This window comes from Actinomycetospora endophytica (assembly GCF_021026375.1).
Lineage (GTDB): Bacteria > Actinomycetota > Actinomycetes > Mycobacteriales > Pseudonocardiaceae > Actinomycetospora > Actinomycetospora endophytica.
Genome location: NZ_JAJNDB010000001.1, coordinates 2,005,600 through 2,026,608, shown reverse-complemented (window position 1 = coordinate 2,026,608; position 21,009 = coordinate 2,005,600). Strand labels below are relative to the sequence as shown.

Here is a 21,009-nt window from a genome sequence, read left to right as displayed (position 1 = left end):
TGATCGGTCACCGCCTCGACCCGACCTGAAACCGGAGCGGTCCTGCTCCGACCTACGTATTTCTACCTATCAGGATTGATTCGATCACCTGGTCGGCCGTCCCCTGGGAGTCGCGGTACCGCGCTTCGGCAACGGACCGCCCGCGATTTCCGACCGAGGATGACCATGAATGCGATCGAGACCCATTTCCTCCGCGACACCGATCACGGCGGCCTCGACGGTCAGCCGAAAGAGGTGGCTCAGCTCCTCGCGGACTTCGCGGGTACGTCGTCCACGAGCCTGCACCTGGCGATCTACGACTTCCGACTGGACGAGCCGCTCGCCGGGATCGTGGTGCAGGCGCTGACGCAGGCCGCGGATCGCGGCGTCGAGGTGCGCCTCACCTACGACCACGGCGGCAAGGCGGCGGCGCAGGCCGCGGCGCCGCCCGGCGAGCTCTCGCTGGGGTTCGCGGAGCGGGGCGCCGACCCCGCACCGCCCGGAACCCACCAGTGGCTGCACGAGCATTTCGACGGGACCGCGGTGGCGCTGAGGGCGATCGATCCCGGCGACCAGATCATGCACCACAAATACGTGATCCGGGACGGGGGCAGCCCGGACGCCCGGGTGTGGACCGGATCGACGAATTTCACGAGCGACGCATGGACCCATCAGGAGAACAACATCGTGATCCTCGCGTCGCCCGACCTCGCGACCGGATACGAGCGTGACTTCGCGGAGCTGTGGCGGACCGGCCGCCTCGCAGGCACGGGCGAACACGATCAGGGGTCGGCCACGGTCGACGGATCCACTCTCGAATGGGACTTCGCACCGGGCGACGGTCCGGCCATCGACGCCGACCTGACGGCGATGATCGACGCCGCCCGTTCTCGCGTCGACGTCGCGTCGATGGTGCTCACGTCGGAGACGATTCTCGGAGCCCTCGCGGACGCGTCCGACCGGGGCGTCGCTCTCGCCGGCATCTACGATGCGGGACAGATGGGGCCGATCGTGCGGCAGTGGAAGAAGACCGCGAACGGCCGCCGGAAAGCCGCGCTGTTCGAGCAGGTCGCCGAGCACCTCGTCGGCAAGAAATCCGAGCCGTTCACGCCGACCAGCAAGCACAACTTCATGCACGACAAGGTGCTGGTGTGCGACGACACCGTGTCGACGGGCAGCTTCAACTTCTCCCGCAACGCCGCGAAGAACGCCGAGAACGCCGTCGTCTCCGCCGCGGCGGAGCTGGCGGGCCGCTATCGCGACGCGATCGGTGAGATCACCGCCGCCTACCGCCGCTGACCTCCGTCACGAGCCGGAACCACCCTGGAGCACCGATGACCAGTCCACAGCAGCTTAATCCCGGCCGGCCCGAGTACACGGGCCGGTCGATCCTCGTGATGGAGCTCGACGCGCATCCGGACGAGGAGTCGCTGGCGAGGACGGTGCGCTCGTTCGCGGGCACGTCGTCGATCGCCAGCTCGAGCGACTTCGGCCATCACGCGATGGTCATGGATCAGATCGGGGACGAGGACGCGACCCTGTTCCCGAACCTGGGCCTCGCCGTCGTCCCGGGTGGCGCGGAACGCGTAGCGGCCCTGCGCAACGCCGCGACGACCGACGCCCGCATCCGCAGCGTCGAGCCCGAGCAGGTGATGTACGCCCTCGCCGCCCCCGCCGACGCACCGATCGGGGACCAGCAGCTCGAGCAGTACCTGCGCGGCTACCGCGACGCCGCGTCGGCCCTCCTGACCAACCTGGGCCTGGACGGCGCGACGGTGCCCACCCAGTTCGCCCCCAACGGTGCCGCCGCGACCGCGTCGGCGACGTTCGCCGACACCGACGCGACGACGTGGGGTCTCCAGGCGGCGCTCGTGGACACCTCGCCGTGGACGGGCGAGGGAATCCGGCTGGCGGTCCTGGACACCGGCATCGACCTGACGCATCCCGACGTCGTCGGACGCCGGGTGATCAACCAGTCGTTCGTCCCGGACGAGGAGGTGCAGGACGGCAACGGGCACGGCACCCACACCTCGGGCACGGCTGCGGGTCCCCGGGTGCCCCCGAGCGGATCGCGCCGCTACGGCGTGGCCGGGAGCGCCAACCTGTTCGTCGGCAAGGTTCTCAGCGACGCGGGCAGCGGCTCCGACAGCCAGGTCCTCGCGGGCATGGAGTGGGCGGTCACCCAACGCTGCCAGGTCATCTCGATGTCGCTCGGGTCGAACGACCCGACGGTCTCGTCGGCCTACGAGGCCGTGGGACAGCGGGCGCTCGACGCCGGATGCCTGATCGTCGCGGCGGCCGGGAACAACGCGACCCGCCCGGGCGACCCCGGCTTCGTGGGCCGGCCCGCGAACAGCACGTCGGTCATGGCCGTAGGAGCGATCGATCCCGAGATGCAGATCGCGCGGTTCTCCGCCCGCACCGGCCCGGCCGCGGGCGGCCAGGTCGACATCGCGGGCCCCGGCACCGTGGTGTTCTCCGCCTGGCCGCTCCCCGACGAGTTCAAGACGATCCAGGGCACGAGCATGGCCACCCCGCACGTCTCCGGGATCGCGGCGCTCTACGCCCAGGCCACGGGAGCGACCGGGATGACTCTCTGGGGCGAGGTCGTCCGCGGTGCGCGCCAGCTGACCCTCCCGTCGGTCGACGTGGGGGCCGGACTCGTCCAGGCTCCCCGGTGACCCGTCGGGCGTGACCCGAGCCCCACGCCCGACGTCCCCCTCCGGGAGGCATCCGTGACCGACGACGACGGGGCCGTGCCGACAGGAATCCTCGTCACCGTGGATTCCGGGCGGCGTGGCGACATCGACGAGCTCGCCGATCGCATGCGCGACGCGGGAATGACCGTCGAGGCTGTCCTCGGCACCGTCGGGGTGGTGACCGGCACCGCCACCCCGGCCCAGACCGCCGCCGTCGCGCAGCTGCCCGGGGTCATGGCCGTCGAGCCGGATCGGGCCGTCGGCACCCAGCACGAAGGTCCCGGGCCGCCCTGAGCCGTGACGACGAGCGTCGTCCGCTCAGGTCGATGAGCCGGGGGTGCGCGGTGTCGGGGCACCGGCTCACCAGGAGGGAAGGCTGGGGAGCTCGCCCTCATGATGCAGACCCTCGTCGACCTGCCCGCGCGCGAGAAACGGGAGCAGGTTCTCGTAGTAGCCCTCGATCCTGATCGAGCCATCGCCCACGGTCCATTCCTCGCCTTCGCGGGCGATGATCTGCAGGCCGGGAACGGCAGGGCTCGCCTGCAGCCTCGTCACACAGACGTCGATGGCGTCGACGATCCCGTCGGGATCGGCCTCGTGCCATTCCCACGTGGTGTCGAGATCGTCGTGGTGGACGATCAGCTCGGTGGTGCGCACCGCAGGCAGGGAGAAGGCGCTGATCTCGCCCGAGAAGAGGGTCGGCATCGTCTGCACCTGCACTCCGTCCTTGAGCCGTCGCAACGCGTCCTCGAGACGGACATCGGCCTGGGCCAGTGCGGCAGCGAGCTCGGTGGCCGAGCGCCGCGCGGTCGTCTCGATGTCGGCGTCCCGTGCCTCCCGCGACTCGTACGCCGGCGTCCCGCGGCCGGTGACCGCCCACGTCGCGAGATTGGTCAGCGCGTCCGCGTCGCGGATCAGATGGGCGATCAGGTGCGCCCGGGTCCACCCCGGGCATCGGGTCGGCCTGGTGAGTTCCCCGTCGTCGAGGCTCGCGATGGTCGCCATCGCCATGTCCGACTCACGGTGCATCACGCCGATGTCGCTCGTCAGGCTCCGAAGGTCCTTGATCACGTCACGTCTCCACGCTCGTCGGGATGCCGCCGGGCCAGCTCGGTGCGGGAGCGGACGCCGTACTTGCCGTAGATCCGCGTGAGGTGGTATTGGACGGTCTTGGGTGAGATCTGCAGCTCGGAGGCCACGTCCTTGTTCGACCGGCCCTGGACGACGAGCTCGACGACGGCGGCCTCCTGGGACGTGAGCTCCCGGGTCGCGCGTTCGTGACGGGTCTGGTGCACCCCTCCGGCGCGCAGCTCCCGGTCGCAGCGCGCGACGTAGCTGGTCGCCCCGAGGGCGAGGAAGAGCTCGCGGGCGGTGGACAGGATCGTGTCGGCGTCGCGCCGTTGGGCCAGGCGCCGGAGCGACTGGCCGTAGGCGAAATGGGCGCGGGCCCGGTCCCACGGCAACGACATCGTGTCCAGGGCCGCGAGCGAGGCCTCGAACGCGTCGCGGGCGGCGTCGAGGTCGCCGCGGGCGGCGTGCAGGCGTCCACGGGCCCAGGCCAGCCGGGCCAGCTCCGGTCGGTTGTCCTGCTCGGCTGCGCGGGCCTCGTGGTGGTCGAGGAAGGCTTCGGCGTCGTCGAGCTGACCCTCGAGCACCAGTGCGTTGACGTACACGTCCCGCCAGGGCCACCAGCCGGGCTGGGCGACCGTGCTGTCGTCGTCGCGGGTGGCGAGGGGACCCAGTGCGCGCACGACGGCGCGGTAGTCCGAGCGGGCTTCTGCCAGGGCGGCACGCGCGAGACGCCGGGGCACCGCCATGATCTCGTAGTCCTCGACGCCGGTGTTGGCGTCCCGCAGGACGCGTTCGGCGCGGTCCTCCTCGCCGCGCAGGCTGTGTATCTGGGCGGCGGTCCAGCCCAGCAGCGGGGTGACGATGGCGATGCCGGTCTGCTCGGCGCGACGCAGACCGTGGGCGACCGTGCGCAGGGCGAGGTCCCAGTCCCCGGCGAGGAAGTGCGCGCGGGCGAGCCACCCGGAGGCCCAGAGCGAGATCCGCGACGATCCGCCGAGGGTGGTGGTGGGGATGGCGCTCTCGAGCTCGGCGCGCGCCTCGTCGAGGTCCCCCACGACGAGGTGCAACCACCCGTGGCCCATGGTGATCCGCTGGACCTGCGGGCCTTCCCGGACGCGCGCGGCGAGAGCGCGGTACTCGCTCAGGGCCTCGGCGGGGCGCCCGGACGCCGCGGTGCCCAGGCCACGCATCGCCAGCGCCTCGACCGCGGCGGGGTGGTCGGGCCCGACCAGGTCGGTGGCGCGGTCGGCCCACGTGACCAGGGCGGGGCCGTCGCCGCAGAGCAGCGCGTGCAGCACCCGCCGTTGGCAGATCCAGGCGGCGGCGTCGGGGTCCGCGTCGGGGTCGACGAGGTCCCAGGCCCGGGTCAGGGTCCGTTCCGCCTGGGTCCGACGGCCGAGCTGGATCGCGAGGTAGGCCAGGACCGAGTTGCGGATGTCGCTGTCGAAGAGGTTCTCGACGGCCGGGATCATGGCTTCGGCCTCGAACACCGCTCCGGCACCGATGAGCGCGTCGACGGCGCGGATGAGCAGCAGCTCCCGGGTCTCGCGCCGCTCGCTGAGACGACTGGCCTCGAGCAGGGCGTGAGCCGCGTCGGACCAGGCGCCGTCGGCGGTCTTGGCCGCGGCCAGGTCGGTGAGCCGGGACGCGAGTTCGGGCGCTGGCCCGGGGGTGGCGGCGGCGAGCAGTCCGAGGTGGCGCTGGGGTTCGGAGACGATCTCGGCGGCCACGCGGCGCAGCTCGGCCGCGCGGTGCGGGCCGACCCGGTCGAGGATCGCGGCGCGCACCATCGGACTGGCGGGTCCGACGACGGGCAGCGAGCGGCCACCGAAGCGGGTGACGAGTCCGCGCTCGGCGGCCTCGCTGAGCGGGGCGAGGACATCACGGATCCCCGCGGTGCGGGCGATCTCGTCGAGGCTGACCGGCTCCGCGAAACAGGCGACGACCTCGACGAGCCGTCCGGCCTGCTCGGTGAGGGCTTCGCACTCCTCGTCGACACGGACGGCCACGTCTTCCGGGGCGGGCAACCGCAGGTCGGGGGTGTCCCACATCGCGTCGGGCTGCTCAGCGAGCAGCGCCAGGACGTGGCGAGGGTTGCCGTTGGTGTGGCGGCGCAGCCGCTCGAGAAGCCACGGCGGCAGGGGGCGACCGCGGCTGCTGCACAGCTCCTCGAGCTCGCGGTTCGAGAGCGGTCCGAGGGGCAGCGCGAGGTCCGCGGTGCGGCGCAGCAGCGCGACCGGGGCCGAGGCCCCGAGACCGGGCGTCGCGACGAACAACATCACCACCGGGGTTCGGCGGTGATGGCGGACCATCGTGGACAGCGCCCTGACCGAGTCGACATCACACCAGTGGGCGTCATCGACGACGATCACCACCGGCTGATCCCCGGCCCGGGCGACCAGCCGGTCGGCGGCGGTGAACGCGTCGTCGCCGGCCAGGCCCCCGACCTCGTCGCCGACGAGCTGGGCGAGTACTCCGTAGGAACAGTCCTGTTCCCACTCGACCCCCGCCGCGGTGAGTACCGGGGTCCCGCGGGCCCGGATGAGGGCCTCGCGCAGGAGCTGGGACTTCCCGACGCCGGGTTCCCCGGTGATCAGGACGGTTCCGCGGCCCTGCTCGAGCACGTCGAGCAGCGCCCGGCGGATCTCGCTCCGATCGTGTGCACCGACCGCCCCGTCGACCAGGGCCGCCGGGCGCACGTCCGCACCGGACGGCCGGGTCGTGCGGTCGTCCTCGGGCGCAGCCATGATCACGACCTCAGCCGAGGTCGCCGCCGGCGACGGGCAGGACCGAGCCGGTGATGTACGAGGCCTCCGATGAGGCCAGGAAGGTGATTGCGGCGGCCTGCTCGTCCAGCGTGCCGTAGCGCTTCATCAGCGACGACCCGGTGACCTGCTCGACCATGTCGTCGCGCCACCGGAGCTCCTGCTCGGACGCGGGCGCCGGACCCCGCGCGGTCTTCCGCTCGGGAGCGTCCGTGCCGCCGGGCGCGGTGGCCGTCACCCGGACCCCGTGCGGAGCGAGCTCCATCGCGAGGGCCGACGTGATCGCGTTGACGCCTCCCTTGGCCGCCGAGTACGGGACCCTCAGGATGCCCCGGGTGGCGTTCGACGAGATGTTGACGATGGTGCCGCCTCCCCGCTCGATCATGTGCGGTGCGACGGCGCGGCAGCACCACAACGTCGGCCAGAGCGACCGCTGGATCTCCGCCTGGATCTCGTCCGGCGCGTACTCGTCGAACGGCTTCGCCCAGATCGTGCCGCCCACGCCATGGATGGCGACGTCGACGCGGCCGAACTGATCGATCGCCGCGTCGATGACGGCCTTCGCCCCGTCCCAGGTCTCGAGGTCCGCGATCACCGCCACCGCGTCGCCGACGCCCTCGGTGCGGTCCTCGGCCAGCTCGGCCGCGAGGTCCTTGACGGTGTCCGCGCGGTCGGCCAGCACGGCGAGGCCGCCCTCGGCGTGCACGCGCCGTGCGGTGGTCTCCCCGATCCCCTGACCGGCGCCGGTGATCACCACGACGTGGTCGGCGAAGCGGCCCGGCGTGATGAACCTCGGCCGACGGGACTCGCGGCGCTCGTTCATGGCGCGGCGGGTGGTGGCCTTGGACCGCTCGGCGTGCTCGGAGATCAGCCGGCGGGCCTCGTCCCGGTCCCCGGCCTCGAACGCGTCGACGATGTCGAGGTGGTCCTGCGCGCACCGGGGATCGCACCAGGTCGCCGACCGCAACGACTCCTCCATGTGCCCCTTCACGCCGAGGTCCTGATAGGCGTGCAGCAGGTGCTCGTTGCCGGTGAGGGTGAACAGGTGGTCGTGGAAGGCCGCGTTCGACTCGGTGTAGGCGTGGGCGTCGGTGAACCGCTCGTTCGCCACGTCGACGTAGGGCACGGTCGCCTGGGCGAGCACGCGGTAGCCGGCGACCTGTTGGGAGGTGATCCGTCCGATCGTGAGCTCCAGGGCCCCGAGCTCCAGAGCACGCCGCGCGTCGAAGATCGCGTCGGAAATCTGGATCGACGGGTGCTGCTGACCGATCTCGTAGCCATCGGTACTCACCACACCGGGCTCGGAGACGGGCTCGGAAGTGAGGGGCGTGATCAGCGGCTCGACCACGCTCGTCGTGAACACGTCCTGGCCAAGGATGCCGCGCGCGCCGTCGGCGACGAGCAGCTCGTCGTCGTCACCGACCCGGGCCTCGCCCGGTCCGGGCTCGCCCCCGGGGAGGACGACCCGCCCGAGCAGCCGCCGTGGCAGGTCCTCGATCGGACTGCCATCGGGGAGATCCGACGCCGCCGCCACCCGCGCGCCGGCGCCCAGCTCGGCCAGGTCGACGCGCGGGAGCAGCGTCTGCCCGTCGAGCTCGCGTCCCTCGAGGCTCTGGAGCAGCTCGCCGGTGGACTCCGGGCCGAGCGGCGCCGGGGTCCGGTCCTCGCTCCCGTGCTCCTCCCCCTCGGCGATCGGCATGGCCGCGTCGTTCTCCGGCTCAGCGCCCTCGAGACCGTCGGCGGTCTGGTCGGAGTCCGGCTTGGCGGCCAGGGCGAACTTCTCGTAGTAGAACCCCGCCGGTTCGAAGCCCCGCTCGGCGAAGTCCTTGCGGACGGCGTCGACCATCGGCGGCGGCCCGCACAGGTAGACCGAGGCCTCGCCGTCGTGGAGGTGCCCGGGTTCGGTGTGCGCGGTGACGTAGCCCTGCCGCTCGGCGGTCGTCCGATCGTCGGCCACCGTGTGCGCCCAGGTGAACGACTCGAGCGACTCCGCGAGCTCGGTCAGGGTGTCGAGCTCGATGACGTCGTCGTCGGTGGTCGCGCCGTAGGTCAGGTGCGTCGGCCGGCTGCTGCCGGCCGCACGCAGCCGACGCAGGATCGACAGGATCGGGGCGAGCCCCGTCCCGCCGGCGAGCAGCAGCAGCGGCGAGTCCGACTCGCGGAGGAAGAAGCTGCCGTGCGGCCCGGTGAACTGCACCGGGTCGCCGACCGACGCCCGGTTCTCCAGCCAGTCCGACATCACCCCGCCGGGCGACAGCTTGATCAGGAAGGTCAGCTGCTCGGCGTCGGGGCCGGACGAGAACGAGTAGGAGCGGGTCGCCTCGGTGCCGGGCACCGCGATGTTGACGTACTGCCCCGGGAGGAAGACCAGCGTGCCGCGCTGTTCGCAGTCCAGGGTCAGCGACATCGTCGTCGACGACAGTCGCTCGACCCCGGCGACGGTCGCGGTGAACGAGCCCGCGCTGGTCCGGGCGACCGCCGACGTCGTCGGGATCTGCAGGACGAGGTCCGACCTGGGGCGCGTGCTGCAGGTCAGCACATAGCCGTCGGCCTCCTCGTCGGGAGAGAGCGCGTCCTCGACGTAGTCGTCCATGTCGAACTCGCCCGACTCGAGGAACGACTTACAGGTCCCGCAGGCGCCGTCGCTGCAGTCGACCGGAATGTTGATCTTGGAGCGGTAGGCTGCGTCCATGACCGTCTGACCTTCACGGCAGCGCACGAAGCGAGTGACGCCGTCCTCGAAGGTCAGAGCGACATCGTGCGTCGTCGTCGACACCGCACTCACTCTCCTCCTGGTCAGAAGTGGTACACGTCGACGACGTGGTGGATGAAGTCGTTCTTGAGCACCACGGTCTTGCGACGGATCAGCGGCGAGGGCCCCGAGAAGTCGATCGTGTAGAACGACGTCCCGTAATAGGGATCGACCGTCTTGTACCGGAAGTACATGGTGTGCCAGTTGAAGCGCACGTCGACCAGGTCGCCACGCCGCTCGATCACCTCGACGTTGGTGATGTTGTGGCTGGTCCGCGGTTCCGGGATCGACGTCGCGCTCGAGCGCTCGGTGCGGATGCGGAACACCCGGTCCTCCAGGCCGCCCTTGTTCGGGTAGTAGATCAGCGAGATCTCGCGCTGCGGGTCCTGGGTGAGGGTGTCGTGGTCGTCCCAGCACGGCAGCCAGTACACGACGTCGTCGGCGTAGCACTCGAGCCACCGCTCGAACTCGCGGTCGTCGAGGTAGCGGGCCTCGCGGTAGAGGAACTGCTCGATGAGGTTCTGGGTGATCAACGCATGTCCGCTGCCGGGGGTGTCGGCGTCCCTGCCCGTCCCGACGGGCTTCTCGGCGGTCGTCATGATCAGGCCTCCTTCTCGGCCTCGAGCGCGCTGCGCATCGTCTCGAGCCAGTAGCCGTGCTGGACGGGGTAGAGGCCCTCGTCCTCGTTCTTCGCGCCCGAGGAGATGACGCCGTCCATGCCCAGCGCCGAGGCGACCTCGTCCGGTCCGTCGATCCAGTGCTGCATCCCGCGGGTCATGTCGTTCCACGGCGCGGTGGTGGCCTGGAAGGTCAGCTGGCAGGCCCGGAACTCCTCGAGGTCGTCGGGGGTGGCCATGCCCGAGGCGTTGAAGAAGTCCTCGTACTGGCGGATGCGATTGGCCCGCGCCTGGTCGCTCTCGCCCTTGGGGGCGATGCAGTAGATCGTGACCTCGGTCTGGTTCGGCGCGATCGGGCGAAAGTGCCGGATCTGCGTCGAGAACTGGTCCATCAGGTAGACGTTCGGGTAGAGGCACAGATTGCGGGAGCCTCGGACCATGAAGTCGCCCGTGGCCTCGCCGAACTGCTCCTTGAGCGTGTCGATCTCGCTGTAGAGGGGCTGGTCCTCGGGGTTGGCCTTCCAGGTCCAGAGGCAGAGGTGGCCGTGGGGGAAGGACCAGTAGCCGCCGCCGGACTTGCCCCAGCCGCCGGCGTCGAGGGCCTTCGTCTCGTTCTTGGACTCGCCGCTCTCGCGCCGCGATGTGGTGGCGGCGTAGTTCCAGTGCAGCGCGGTGACGTGGTAGCCGTCGGCGCCGTTCTCGGCCTGGACCTTCCAGTTGCCGTCGAAGGTGTAGGTCGACGAGCCGCGCAGCACCTCGAGACCCTCCGGCGACTGGTCGACCATCATGTCGATCAGCTCGGTGGTGTCGCCGAGGTGCTCGGTCAGGGGCTGGACGTCGTGATCGAGGCTGCCGAACAGGAACCCGCGGTAGCTCTCGAACACCGGGACCCTGACCAGGTTGTGCGACCCGTCGGTGTTGAAGTTCTCGGGGTAGCCGGCGCCCTCGGGGTCCTTGACGTTGAGCAGGGTGCCGTCGTTGCGGTAGGTCCAGCCGTGGAACGGGCAGGTCAGGGTCCTGCGGTTGTCCCGCTTCTTGCGGCAGAGCATGGCCCCGCGGTGGGCGCACGCATTGATCAGGCAGTGCAGGCCGCCGTCCTTGTCGCGGGTGATCACCACGGGCTGACGGCCGATGTAGGTGGTGAAGTAGTCCCCGGCCTCGGCGACCTGGCTCTCGTGGGCGAGGTAGACCCAGTTGCCCTCGAAGATGTGCTTCATCTCGAGCTCGAAGATCTCTTCGTCGGTGAAGATCCGGCGATTGGCCTTCACCACTCCGGACTCGCGGTCGTCGACGACGGCGTCGGCGAGGATGTTCTGAGCTCGGTCGAGGCTCTGCGTCATCGCGTCCTCCAGGCGGAAGTCGTCCGGATCGGCGCCGGACCAGAAGTGGTGGTCCGTCCACGGTGGTCCGGCCTGGTCCCCGACACATCGGCCAAGTACCTAGTCCTGACCTAGGCATCGCGGGTCGGCTGCCGTCGCTGCCGGGCGGGAAAGCGGCCTCGGCCGGGCAGCAGAAGGGCCCGTACCGGCGTGCGATACGGGCCCTGACCTGCGGAGCCGCCTGTCGGAATCGAACCGACGACCTACGCATTACGAGAACGTTCTTCTCTGTGAACGGCAGCCTCTGTGCGTCTATCGGTGCACGTCACCAGTCACACCGTGCTCACCGGCCTCCGCAACTTGACGCCGTTTCGTTCCACGACCCGTTCCACGCCCGGGTGTCGCGCACCCGTCGACATACCTCGCCTCGTCCGCTGAAGACTCCTGAGGCACGTCCACGCTGGCCACTCCGGGCCGGTCCACCGCCACGAACCGCTGTCGCCAACCCGGCGGACCAGCCCGCGGTCACGGGGTGGGCCGCTGGTTCAGCGCAACGGGTGATCTGCGGCCCCGGGCCGCCACCCAGGCACGGCACCGTCGAGCATCGCTCCCGGAAACCTTCGGGAACCGACGCCCCCAGGAGCGGGTCATGACCACTCGCCACCAACCACGGCGCCGACGACCTCGCCGCGCTTATCGACCTGATCACCGAGAAGGTGCCCGGCGAGTCCGATTCGGCGGACAACGACGCCCGGCACGCCAGCGTCCCGCGTGTTCTACCGGCTGTATCACGGCCGCGACCAGCTCACGTGTCTGCCCCGTGGCGTTGGGCATGCGGAAAGGACCAACTGCAGCCCGAGATCAGTCGCACACACAACCCGGATGTATCACCTGTTTGGCGTAAGTTAAGTGGTCAATGGCGCGCTGATATCGCCTTCTGTAACCTAAGAGCCAAACGCCATCGGCCATAAGCGTTGAGGGGCAAAGCTCACCGCGTCGTGGCGTGACACGTAGTAGCAGGGGGAAATCATGCGAACACTGGCTCTGCACGAGAGTTCGCGCTACCGCGCGGCCGCCGACTATGCCCGCCGGATCTACCCCGGGCTGCTGGGCGAGCTGATCTGCCGCGAGCTGGAGCGCGCGGTCGAGCTGGGATACCGCGACCACCGCGACGCCCTGGTCCCCCGCCTGGTCGACGACATCCTCCACCGGCCCACCGCCGTGAGCAGGGCCAGCCTGCCATGACCGTCGGCGAGCAATCCACCACCGCAGCCGACCGTTCCCGGTGCCGGATCGCCGCGGCCCACGCCCAGGCGCTGCAGCCCGGGGCGTTGGGCGAGTTGATCGAGCGCGAACTCCGGGCGTGGGCCGACTTCGGCTACCAGTTCGACGGCGATCGCCTCGTCCCGCAGCTCGCCGACGAAATACTGCACGCGGCATCGAGACCGGCCCAGTGACCGGCATCCGGATCCCGCCCAGCCCACCACAGCCGGACGGGAACGCCCCGCGACTGGACTACCAGGACCGCCGACGGCTGCGCCGCGCCGGCTACCGCGCCCGGCGCCTCTACCCCGGGGCGCTGGGCCGGCTCGTCGCCCTCGAACTCACCACCTACGCCGACCTCGGATGCGCGCTCACGCCCGACGGGCTTATCCGGGCGCTCACCGAGGAGATCCTCGCTGCCGATCCCGACGGTCAGAAGACACATACCACCGCCAGCTGGCCCGGTCTCACCACAGCTCTCACCCCGACACCGACCAGACCCGCCGCCGTTCCCAGTGCGCCAACCGGCGAGACTTAACGTCATTCGGTCAACCTCGACGACGTCAGTCGCTGCCGATGCGGACCGCGCCACAGCAGCGTGACAGCGACCTCGCCGTCCCGGGTGCTGCTCGCGACCAGGACCAGGGCGGCGCCGGATCCCGACGTCAGGGACCAGGTCAAGGGGACCGCGCAGCCGCAGCCCACCCGGGTCACCGGCACCGCTGCAGCTCAACGTGGCCGCGATCGCGCAGAATCTGCGCGGGCTGCGCCACCGGCTACAGCAGTGGGTGGCGGCGATCGGTTTCGACCAGGAGACCACCGGCGAGATCGAGGCGGCCGTCTACGAAGCGTTGACCAACGTCGCCGACCACGCCTACCCAGAGCCGGGCAGACCGGTCCGGCTCGCCGCGGCGACCGGCGGCGCCGTCGCCGAGGTCCAGGTCAGCGACCACGGACGGTGGCACCCACCGCCGGCGGACCCAGGAGGACGGGGCCGTGGTCTCGCCCTGATGCGCGCCCTCGCCGGCCGGGTGGAGACCGCGACCCACCCGACCGGCACCACGGTGACCCTGTCCTGGGCGCTCCCCCACGGTGATGGCGCTAGCTGAGCTTCGCTTAGCGCCATCATCACGGGCTCAAGCTCGGCCTCCAACGGCCCGCCGACAGCCATCACGCCTGATCAAAGAACCAGTCGCCGACCGCTGCTCAAGATGAGCCGCCGTTGACACGCCCGCCGCCGAGCCTCGCTCACACCCGCAGAGATCGACAAGTGGGTACAAGGTTGCGTCGACCTGGAGCCAAGCAACGTTGACATAGCCACAGGTGGCGGAACGTCTCGGCGCGCACCAGAGGCGGGCCCGCCGCTGCGTCGTTGCCCAGCACCTCGTTGGTCAGGTGGTCGGCCACCGACTCCCAGTAGCGGGCGTGGCCCGGTGAGATCGGGCGCAACCCGCCGACGTTGATGTGTGACGTCTCAGGACCTGGTTGACGCTTCGGCCTCAGGACAGGCTTCACGACTTCGCGCCGAAGATGATCTTGTTCCGCTCGTTTCGGAGTGGGAGGAGAGCGCGTGGGCGAGGACGTCGGCTGGTGGGTCGAGCAGCGGTATCGGGCGGTACTCGAGGTCCGGGCCGGTTCGCCGGTCGCGGAGGTGGCTGATCGCTACGGGGTGTCCCGGCAGGCGGTCTACCGGTGGCGGCGCCGGTTCGACGAGGCGGGCGTGGTCGGGTTGGCGGACCGATCTCGGCGTCCGCGCTCCAGCCCGTCGCGGACCACCGCGACGCTGGAGGCCGAGATCGCTGGGCTGCGGCGGGAGCATCCGCGGTGGGGCGCCCGCCGGATCGCCTACGAGCTCGCCGTGACCCACGGAGCCGAGGCGGCGCCGTCGCGGGCGACAGTGCACCGGGTGCTGGTGCGCCATGAGCTGGTCGCCCCGCAGGAGCAGCGCCGGCCGCGCACGTACAAGCGGTGGGCCCGGGAGACGCCGATGGCGCTCTGGCAGCTCGATCTGGTGGGCGGGGTGCACCTGGCGGGCGGGCGCGAGGTCACGATGGTCTCTGGGATCGACAACCACTCCCGCTCCGTGGTCGTCGCCGCCCTGGTCGTGGTGCCGACCGGCCGGGCGGTCACCGGGGCATTCCTCGCGGCGATCGCGCGCTCCGGGGTGCCCAGTGAGGTGCTGACCGACAACGGCAAGCAGTTCACCGGCCGCTACACCCGCCCGGCGCCGGTCGAGGTGCTCTTCGAGCGAACCTGCCGCGAGCTTGGGATCACCGCCCGGTTGACCAAGCGCCGCTCCCCCGACGAGCACCGGGGAAGATCGAGCGGTTCCATCGGACGTTGCGCCGTGAGCTGCTCGACCAGGTCGCGCCGTTCGCCGATCTCGACACCGCCCAGGCCGCGATCGATGCCTGGGTACAGGGCTACAACCACGTCCGACCGCATCAGAGCCTGGACATGGCCACCCCGGCCAGGCTGTTCCGCCCCGGACAGGCGGCCACCGCCGGTCCGCTCGCCAGCACCGCACCCGCGCCCCCGGCGGCTCTCGACGCCGAGGCGCAGCTCAGCGACGGGCTGTGCTCCGCGACCAGCTCGGAGCCGTCGTCGAGTTCGTCAGCGCTGACGGCACCGGCCGGCGAGGTTCCCGTTGCCGACGGCGCTGCTGATGGGGCGGTGGAGCTGGAGGTCCGGGTCCCGAGCTGCGGCAGCTTCGCCGTCGCCGCCCATCAACAGGTCTGGCTCGGACCTGCCTACGGCGGGCGTCTGGTCACCGTCCGAGCTGACGTCGACACCGTCCACGTCTGCCTCGAGGATCAGCTGCTCAAGACCGTGGCTTCCCGGCTCTCGCCGACCCACCTCGCCGAGTTGCGCGCCCGCGGCGCCCGCCCGCCGGCGCGGCGCCGGCGCCGGCGGCGCTGCCGCGCAGTCCCCGTCACTGCGCGGCCCACACGGTGGTCGAGGTCGATCGGGTCGTCGGCCGCGACGGGATCGTGCGGGTCGATGGCACCGACTTCAACGTCGGTGTCGTCCATACCGGCACCCGGGTAGCGCTGCGCCTCGATGGCCACCTCGTCCACGCCGTCACCGACCAGATGCTGGTCGGCTCCTGGCCCCACCCCATCGAGCTCGAGCGCCGCCTCGCGCTCCGCGGCGCCCGCCGCGCCGCGGGCCCGCTGCCGGCCCCTATACCCGCCCACGCTCCCCGCTCCCAGCGCGTCGTCGGCGCCGACGGAGTGCGGAGTGGTCATGGTGGCCCGCCACCGCCTGCGGATCGGACGCGCGCACGCCGGCAAGACCATCACCGTCATCGCCGAGGACACCACCTTCCGCGTCCTCGACGGCGACCACGAACTCACCACCTTCGCCCCCGACCCCAGCAAGCCACTGACCCGCTTCAAGACCTGGACCAAGGCCGGGCCGACAACCAAGTCCTGACGACAATCCGCCAACGATCTCCCGAGACCGCACAGCGCACTTTGCGTGAACGGGCCCGCTTGAGATCTGCGCGGTCCCCGCCGAGCGCCTCGGCCGGGAACGTGAGCTGCTGGGTGGGTTGCCCTCGCTGCGCCCGGCGCTGCCCGGCCGGACGGTGGTGACCCGCAAGGTCGACCGGCTCTCCTGCGTCCGGTTCGGCTCCGCGCGCTACTCGGTGCCCACCCGGCTGATCGGCGCCACCGTCGAGCTGGCCACCAGCGACGGGACGCTGAGAGTCCTCGAGCGCGACAGCGGGGTGATCCTGGCCGAGCACACCCTGGTCGCCCCGGGCGAGGCCAGCATCGACGACACCCACTACAACCGGCCCCGCCCCAACACCCCGCGGCGGGCACCGCGACCCAGGACGAACGCGGAGAAGCGGTTCTGCGCGTTCGGCCCGGTCGCCGAGACCTTCCTGACCGGGGCGACCGCGGCCGGCAACACCCGCCTGGGCCCCGAGCTCGACGAGCTGCTCGTCCTCGAGGCCGCCTACGGCCGCGACCCGATGCTGGCCGCGTTGACCCGGGCGACCGCGTTCCGCCGCTGGCACGCCGAGGACGTCCGCTCCATCCTGGCCGCCGGCGTCGCCACCCCCGACCCGCAACCGGCCGGGGACGCGCTGGTCATCGACCTGCCCCGGGTCACCACGCGCTCGCTGGCCGACTACGCCCTGCCCAGCGCCGACACCGTCGGCGTCGAGAACGGGGACGCCTCATGACCGCAACGTCACCGCCCGCGCTGCCCGCCGACCTCGAAGCAGGCCTCAAGCGGCTCAAGCTGGCCACCGTCCGCGAACTGGGCCCCGAGCTACTGCTGACCGCCAAGACCCAACGCTGGAGCCCCGAGGAGCTGCTGCGCACCCTGATCGACGCCGAGATCGCCGCCCGCGACGCGGCCAACACCCGCCGCCGACACAAGGCCGCCGGATTCCCACTGGCCAAGACCCTCGACGAGTTCGACCTCTCGGCCGCCAGCGTCCCGCGCGCCACGTTCGACTACCTCGCCGGGCTCGAGTGGATCCGGGCGGCGGAGAACGCGGCCCTGGTCGGGCCGGCCGGCACCGGCAAATCACACCTGCTGGTCGCGCTCGGGCACGCCGCCGTCGAGGCCGGCCACCGGGTCCGCTACTTCACCGCCGCCGACCTCGTCGAGACCCTCTACCGCGGGCTGGCCGACAACTCCGTGGGCCGGGTCATCGACTCCCTGCTGCGCTACGACCTGATCATCCTGAACGAGATCGGGTTCGCGCCGCTAGACGACACCGCCGCCCAGCTGCTGTTCCGGCTGGTCGCCGCGGTCTACGAACGCCGCTCGCTGGCGATCGCCTCGCACTGGCCCTTCGAACAGTGGGGCCGGTTCCTGCCCGAACACACCACCGCGGTCAGCCTGCTCGACCGACTCCTCCATCACTGCCACGTCGTGACCACATCCGGCCAATCGTTTCGGATGCGCCAAGCCCGAACCAACGAAGGACCACCCCGCCCGAACCCCTGATCACCCCACCGGGGCGGGGACTTTTTCCTGGCCACCAGCGGGGACCACAACTTGGCCGTTGACAGGCCCCGAACTCGCTCAGCGATCGCGGGTAGTGCACCCATGCCTGCGGCTTGGCCACGACATCAAACTACTCTGCTTGAGTGGATACCCCAACGCGCTTTATCACCCCCTCTCGCAGCGACGCCTCCACCCGAGGTAGTGAGCTTCGCCGTGGGTGCGTCCTGCACCGAGCAGCGCCGAGCGACAGTGGGTGACCGGCGACTCCTGCCTTGACCTGGCAGCTCCACCCGCACCGGGTAACTGACTGATCGTCGTGATCGTCGTTCGCCGGCGTTGTCGCCCGGGTTCTCCGTGAATTTCCCATTGCGGCGGAGCGGGGAGGCTGTTCGGCGATATCCCCGGGCGGCGAGGTCTCGAAGGGCCGGATGTATCAAAGCGCCCCATCCCGCAGAGCCGCGAGATGGGGCGCTTCGATGCCGTCGTCGACAGTTTGGGGGTCAAACAGACGGCACGGACCTGGCCGCACAGCGCGGTCGCGCCATGCGCTGACGGCCTGACAGGGGCCCGGTCGGTCGCCGGGTGGGTTTCCTCGTTTCTCTACCCACCCGGACGATCGTCACTTGTTGACGTTGACCGCGCTCCCGTTGCCGCCGTTGCCGCCGTTGCCGGCGTTTGCCGACGACGACCCGCCCGAGGTGCTGGACTTGTCGGTCAGCACCTGGTTGCCGTTGAGCGCGTTCACCGACACCGCGGTGTTGCCGTTGCCGCCGTTGCCGCCCTTTCCGCCGATGCCCACGGCGGTCTGCTTCGTCGACGACGAGTGGGACGGCGGCGGGGGCCCCGGGTGGTGGGAGGGCGAGGCCATCGCTGCGCCCGCTCCGGCGAAGGCGAGGCCACCGGCGGCGGCCACCGACACGGCGCCCATAGCGACTCGACGTCGCAAGGTCACGTCTGACATTGGATGCATCCCTTTCCTGCTCCGGATTCGACCGGCCCCTGACGGAAAAGGGTCACGTGCAGCGAACTAGATCGTTCCTCGTGACCCCCCATCGGGGAACCGATCTGCCCTGATTGGGCGGCACGACGCTAACAGTCGAATGGACCGTCGACCACTCCGAAACAGGTCTCTGTTGTTCGTATCACCCGTTTGGCCCTGACCGGGTGCCCGCGCGGCTATTTTGCGCACTGGCCAATAAGCGAAACCTGGCCTGCGCGGCGGATGCGCTGTACGGCTGAGCGGGGCCCGGTCGCGACCGGCGTTCACAGCCGTGTCGACCATTCTGAGAGCCCTGACGCTTTACGTGTCACTCACTTGGGAGGGCGGGGCGGCCGCAATCTGGCCGGAAAACGAGGGAGGCTTCATCGGGTGGGGACCCGAAGTCGACCGGTAGGCGTTCACCGAATCGTGCTGGGCTCTGCCGCGAGGAGTACAGCGAGACCACCCGATCGCGGCAGACGCGACACCCACCGCACAGGCCAACAACCCGCCAGGCCATCCGCTAGGAGCGCGGACCCTCTCGGTTGCAAAGCGCGACGACGACGGCGGAGTCGACAATAGGCGGGCTTGGACCCGCACGAGGGTCCGGGGCACACCACGAGCGCCCCACCCCACAGACCTGTGGGATGGGGCGCCCGGGTGCCGGCCGGTGGTTCCGAACTGATCAGAGATCCACCGGTTGGCATGGACCCGGCCGCACAGCGCGGTTTACGCTGCGCTGACGGCCTGACAGGGGCCCGGTGCGGTCGCCAGGGTGGGTTTCCTCGTTTCTCTACCCACCCGGGCGATCGTCACTTGTTGACGTTGACCGCGCTCCCGTCCCCGCCGTTGCCGCCGTTGCCGGCGTTCGCCGACGACGACCCGCCCGAGGTGCTGGACTTGTAAGTCCCGAGCTGGTTGCCGTTGCCGGCGTTGAGCGAGCCGGCGATGTTCCAGCTCCCGCCCTTGCCGCCGTTGCCGCCGATGCCCACGGCGGTCTGCTTGGTCGAGGACGACGGCGGCGGGGGCCCCGGGTGGTGGGACGGGGAGGCCATCGCTCCGCCGGCTCCGGCGAAGGCGAGGCCACCGGCGGCGGCCACCGACACGGCGCCCATGGCGACTCGACGTCGCCAGGTCACGTTTGACATGGGATGTATCCCTTTCCTGCTCCGGATTCGACCGGCCCCTGACGGAAAAGGGTCACGCACAGCGAACTAGATCGTTCCTCGTGACCCCCCAGGAGGGAACCGATCTGCCCTGATTGGGCGGCCCGACGCTAACAGTCGCACCCTGCGTTAACCACTCCGAAACAGGTGCCCGTTGGTGTTTCACCCGTTCGGCCCCGACCGGCCCGCCGGTCGACGCCTTTCGACGACGTGAGCAGAGGGAGCACACCTCGCAACCCGGGGTGAGCGACAACCGGCTAGCGGCAGCACGTGTTGTGCGCATGACCTGCAACATAGCCAGAAAACGAGGAGGAACTCGGCGCGAGCGCTTTCCCTGACGTCGAGTTCCCGCCGTTTCTCGACGCGGTCGGTGACCACGACCCGTGTCGGCGGTGCGGAGACCGAGCGCCAGGGTGTACCGGTGAATAATCCGGATTTGCCACCGCACGGAAGAACCCACCGCAGCCGAGCGAGGATGGCGATCATGTCGGGCCCGGCCTTTCCCAGTCGCCACGCCCTTCGGCCCCGGCGTCGCCGAAGATGTCAGACGGAGAGCTTCTCTTGACCGTCGAAGCGCCGCCTCGACGCCGCGTCTCCGGTACAACCGTCGGAAAAGGATTGTCGCGACGAGCCCCCCTCCGGCGGACCACGTCGGAAGAGGATTGTCGCAAACGCGCCGTTGGGGCCGCCGCGGCAGTCGAGATGTACAGGCCGATCGGCCCCAACGGCGCACCGGGGCCCGCCCGCGCCCGGCACAGGGAAAATACCCTCTAACGCCACCCGAAACCGCCCAGTTCGACACAACCCGTGTCGAGTCGATGCCCTTCGTCGCTCCCGACACTCCCTGGTTGGCCCTTTACCGGTCACCCATCGGCGTTGTTACCATTCTCCATGGCCTGCGAAGTCAAATGGGATCGAGTGGAGTCGCTGCTGCCCGAGAACGAGCGACCCGATAAGCCTCTGATCGAGGCGTTTGTCGCCCAGGCTCTCGACGACCTTGAAGCGGGCCGGTTCGACGTAGCGACGGCGTTACGCAAGATCGCCTCGTATACCTGGTGCGCCTCCCGCCAGTCGGCGGCCACAACCGGGTCTCCCGCGGCACCGTGCCGGCGCGACGAAGTGCGAACCCTGATGCCGGTGACCAGCGCCGAGGGCGCCCCCTCCAACGGCTGGACCGTGGGCCGGCTGCGCAGCAGGCTCTCGGACATCCCCGGCCACCTCCCGGTGCTGATCAACGTCAATGTCCTCGTACCGGGTCAGGAAGGCCCGGACTCCGTACCACTGGCGATCGACACCGCCGGGTTCAGAGCGTCCGTCGACGCCCCACAGACTCCGGACCTCTTCGACATCAACGCCGGGAACCCCGACAGCGGACCGCTGGTCTACATCCCACTAGCCGACGAATAACCCGCGCGGTCGACCCGGTTCGGC

The 21,009-nt window shown here is 70.5% G+C and carries 18 protein-coding genes and 3 pseudogenes; 13 read left to right on the top strand and 8 right to left on the bottom strand.

Annotated elements, in window-relative coordinates:
* Positions 1-165: 165 nt before the first annotated feature.
* Genes LQ327_RS09950 through LQ327_RS09940 form a run of 3 tightly spaced genes read left to right on the top strand, consistent with a single transcriptional unit; the run spans position 166 to position 2,972 of the window.
* A complete protein-coding gene (locus tag LQ327_RS09950) occupies positions 166-1,278 on the top strand; it encodes a phospholipase D-like domain-containing protein (protein ID WP_230732208.1) in 1,113 nt (370 codons plus the stop codon).
* Positions 1,279-1,313: 35 nt separating this feature from the next.
* Positions 1,314-2,660 carry a S8 family serine peptidase gene (locus LQ327_RS09945; RefSeq protein ID WP_230732206.1) on the top strand — a complete coding sequence of 449 codons (1,347 nt, stop codon included), beginning with the start codon at positions 1,314-1,316 and terminating at the stop codon, positions 2,658-2,660.
* Positions 2,661-2,714: 54 nt separating this feature from the next.
* Complete coding sequence (locus LQ327_RS09940; RefSeq protein ID WP_230732203.1) at positions 2,715-2,972, top strand: hypothetical protein; 258 nt, start codon at positions 2,715-2,717, stop codon at positions 2,970-2,972.
* Positions 2,973-3,038: 66 nt separating this feature from the next.
* On the opposite strand, the gene LQ327_RS09935 is transcribed toward LQ327_RS09940, so the two are convergent.
* The 5 genes from LQ327_RS09935 to benA are packed head-to-tail and all read right to left on the bottom strand — an operon-like array spanning position 3,039 to position 11,223.
* Positions 3,039-3,707 carry a maleylpyruvate isomerase family mycothiol-dependent enzyme gene (locus LQ327_RS09935; RefSeq protein WP_269069790.1) on the bottom strand — a complete coding sequence of 223 codons (669 nt, stop codon included), beginning with the start codon at positions 3,705-3,707 and terminating at the stop codon, positions 3,039-3,041.
* Positions 3,708-3,745: 38 nt separating this feature from the next.
* Positions 3,746-6,496, bottom strand: a complete 2,751-nt coding sequence (locus LQ327_RS09930; RefSeq protein WP_230732186.1) for a helix-turn-helix transcriptional regulator — start codon at positions 6,494-6,496, stop codon at positions 3,746-3,748.
* A 10-nt stretch (positions 6,497-6,506) separates the two neighbouring features.
* Positions 6,507-9,290, bottom strand: a complete 2,784-nt coding sequence (gene benC / locus LQ327_RS09925) for a benzoate 1,2-dioxygenase electron transfer component BenC (RefSeq protein WP_308286274.1) — start codon at positions 9,288-9,290, stop codon at positions 6,507-6,509.
* Positions 9,291-9,310: 20 nt separating this feature from the next.
* On the bottom strand, positions 9,311-9,865 hold the full coding sequence (gene benB, locus LQ327_RS09920) for a benzoate 1,2-dioxygenase small subunit (RefSeq protein ID WP_230732167.1): 555 nt from the start codon (positions 9,863-9,865) through the stop codon (positions 9,311-9,313).
* A gap of 2 nt (positions 9,866-9,867) precedes the next feature.
* Positions 9,868-11,223 (bottom strand): benzoate 1,2-dioxygenase large subunit, encoded by a 1,356-nt coding sequence (benA, locus tag LQ327_RS09915; protein ID WP_230732164.1) that lies wholly within the window; start codon positions 11,221-11,223, stop codon positions 9,868-9,870.
* Between the two features lie 1,008 nt (positions 11,224-12,231).
* Between benA and LQ327_RS09910 the strand changes: the two genes are divergently transcribed.
* The 6 genes and pseudogenes from LQ327_RS09910 to LQ327_RS35215 form a co-directional block, all read left to right on the top strand.
* Positions 12,232-12,447, top strand: coding sequence for a hypothetical protein (locus tag LQ327_RS09910; RefSeq protein ID WP_230732162.1), 216 nt, complete (start codon positions 12,232-12,234; stop codon positions 12,445-12,447).
* On the top strand, positions 12,444-12,659 hold the full coding sequence (locus tag LQ327_RS09905) for a hypothetical protein (RefSeq protein ID WP_230732159.1): 216 nt from the start codon (positions 12,444-12,446) through the stop codon (positions 12,657-12,659). Before LQ327_RS09910 ends, LQ327_RS09905 begins: the two co-directional genes overlap by 4 nt.
* Complete coding sequence (locus tag LQ327_RS09900; protein ID WP_230732156.1) at positions 12,656-13,003, top strand: hypothetical protein; 348 nt, start codon at positions 12,656-12,658, stop codon at positions 13,001-13,003. The genes LQ327_RS09905 and LQ327_RS09900 overlap by 4 nt, the downstream gene beginning before the upstream one ends.
* Positions 13,004-13,199: 196 nt before the next feature.
* Positions 13,200-13,574 (top strand): ATP-binding protein, encoded by a 375-nt coding sequence (locus LQ327_RS09895; RefSeq protein ID WP_230732154.1) that lies wholly within the window; start codon positions 13,200-13,202, stop codon positions 13,572-13,574.
* A gap of 446 nt (positions 13,575-14,020) precedes the next feature.
* A pseudogene (locus LQ327_RS34665) lies at positions 14,021-14,755 on the top strand (helix-turn-helix domain-containing protein); the annotation flags it as partial.
* Between the two features lie 50 nt (positions 14,756-14,805).
* Positions 14,806-14,874, top strand: a pseudogene (locus LQ327_RS35215) (hypothetical protein); the annotation flags it as partial.
* 404 nt (positions 14,875-15,278) lie between these two features.
* On the opposite strand, the gene LQ327_RS09885 reads toward LQ327_RS35215, so the two are convergent.
* Positions 15,279-15,713 carry a hypothetical protein gene (locus tag LQ327_RS09885; protein ID WP_230732139.1) on the bottom strand — a complete coding sequence of 145 codons (435 nt, stop codon included), beginning with the start codon at positions 15,711-15,713 and terminating at the stop codon, positions 15,279-15,281.
* On the opposite strand from LQ327_RS09885, the gene LQ327_RS09880 reads away from it, so the two are divergent.
* From LQ327_RS09880 to istB, 3 genes and pseudogenes are all read left to right on the top strand, one after another.
* Positions 15,712-15,900 (top strand): hypothetical protein, encoded by a 189-nt coding sequence (locus LQ327_RS09880; protein ID WP_230732137.1) that lies wholly within the window; start codon positions 15,712-15,714, stop codon positions 15,898-15,900. The genes LQ327_RS09885 and LQ327_RS09880 overlap by 2 nt on opposite strands.
* Before the next feature lie 61 nt (positions 15,901-15,961).
* Positions 15,962-16,657: pseudogene (locus LQ327_RS09875) on the top strand (Mu transposase domain-containing protein); the annotation flags it as partial.
* Complete coding sequence (gene istB / locus LQ327_RS09870; RefSeq protein ID WP_230732134.1) at positions 16,654-17,433, top strand: IS21-like element helper ATPase IstB; 780 nt, start codon at positions 16,654-16,656, stop codon at positions 17,431-17,433. The pseudogene LQ327_RS09875 and the gene istB, both read left to right, overlap by 4 nt.
* A gap of 619 nt (positions 17,434-18,052) precedes the next feature.
* Here istB and LQ327_RS09865 read toward each other — a convergent pair.
* Positions 18,053-18,361 carry a hypothetical protein gene (locus LQ327_RS09865; RefSeq protein WP_230732127.1) on the bottom strand — a complete coding sequence of 103 codons (309 nt, stop codon included), beginning with the start codon at positions 18,359-18,361 and terminating at the stop codon, positions 18,053-18,055.
* Between the two features lie 863 nt (positions 18,362-19,224).
* On the bottom strand, positions 19,225-19,527 hold the full coding sequence (locus LQ327_RS09860; protein ID WP_230732108.1) for a hypothetical protein: 303 nt from the start codon (positions 19,525-19,527) through the stop codon (positions 19,225-19,227).
* A gap of 969 nt (positions 19,528-20,496) precedes the next feature.
* Here LQ327_RS09860 and LQ327_RS09855 point away from each other — a divergent pair.
* The gene (locus tag LQ327_RS09855; RefSeq protein WP_230732106.1) at positions 20,497-20,985 is read left to right on the top strand and encodes a hypothetical protein; all 489 of its coding nucleotides are present in this window, start codon (positions 20,497-20,499) and stop codon (positions 20,983-20,985) included.
* The last annotated feature ends 24 nt before the right edge of the window (positions 20,986-21,009 follow it).

Bases quoted from the DNA above. Each gene is read 5' to 3' on its own strand.
- LQ327_RS09950 (WP_230732208.1), top strand. From the start codon at position 166: ATGAATGCGATCGAGACCCATTTCCTCCGCGACACCGATCACGGCGGC.
- LQ327_RS09945 (WP_230732206.1), top strand. From the start codon at position 1,314: ATGACCAGTCCACAGCAGCTTAATCCCGGCCGGCCCGAGTACACGGGC.
- LQ327_RS09935 (WP_269069790.1), bottom strand. From the start codon at position 3,707: ATGCACCGTGAGTCGGACATGGCGATGGCGACCATCGCGAGCCTCGAC.
- LQ327_RS09930 (WP_230732186.1), bottom strand. From the start codon at position 6,496: ATGGCTGCGCCCGAGGACGACCGCACGACCCGGCCGTCCGGTGCGGAC.
- benB (WP_230732167.1), bottom strand. From the start codon at position 9,865: ATGACGACCGCCGAGAAGCCCGTCGGGACGGGCAGGGACGCCGACACC.
- benA (WP_230732164.1), bottom strand. From the start codon at position 11,223: ATGACGCAGAGCCTCGACCGAGCTCAGAACATCCTCGCCGACGCCGTC.
- LQ327_RS09910 (WP_230732162.1), top strand. From the start codon at position 12,232: ATGCGAACACTGGCTCTGCACGAGAGTTCGCGCTACCGCGCGGCCGCC.
- LQ327_RS09905 (WP_230732159.1), top strand. From the start codon at position 12,444: ATGACCGTCGGCGAGCAATCCACCACCGCAGCCGACCGTTCCCGGTGC.
- LQ327_RS09880 (WP_230732137.1), top strand. From the start codon at position 15,712: ATGGTGGCCCGCCACCGCCTGCGGATCGGACGCGCGCACGCCGGCAAG.
- LQ327_RS09885 (WP_230732139.1), bottom strand. From the start codon at position 15,713: ATGACCACTCCGCACTCCGTCGGCGCCGACGACGCGCTGGGAGCGGGG.
- istB (WP_230732134.1), top strand. From the start codon at position 16,654: ATGACCGCAACGTCACCGCCCGCGCTGCCCGCCGACCTCGAAGCAGGC.
- LQ327_RS09865 (WP_230732127.1), bottom strand. From the start codon at position 18,361: ATGGGCGCCGTGTCGGTGGCCGCCGCCGGTGGCCTCGCCTTCGCCGGA.
- LQ327_RS09860 (WP_230732108.1), bottom strand. From the start codon at position 19,527: ATGGGCGCCGTGTCGGTGGCCGCCGCCGGTGGCCTCGCCTTCGCCGGA.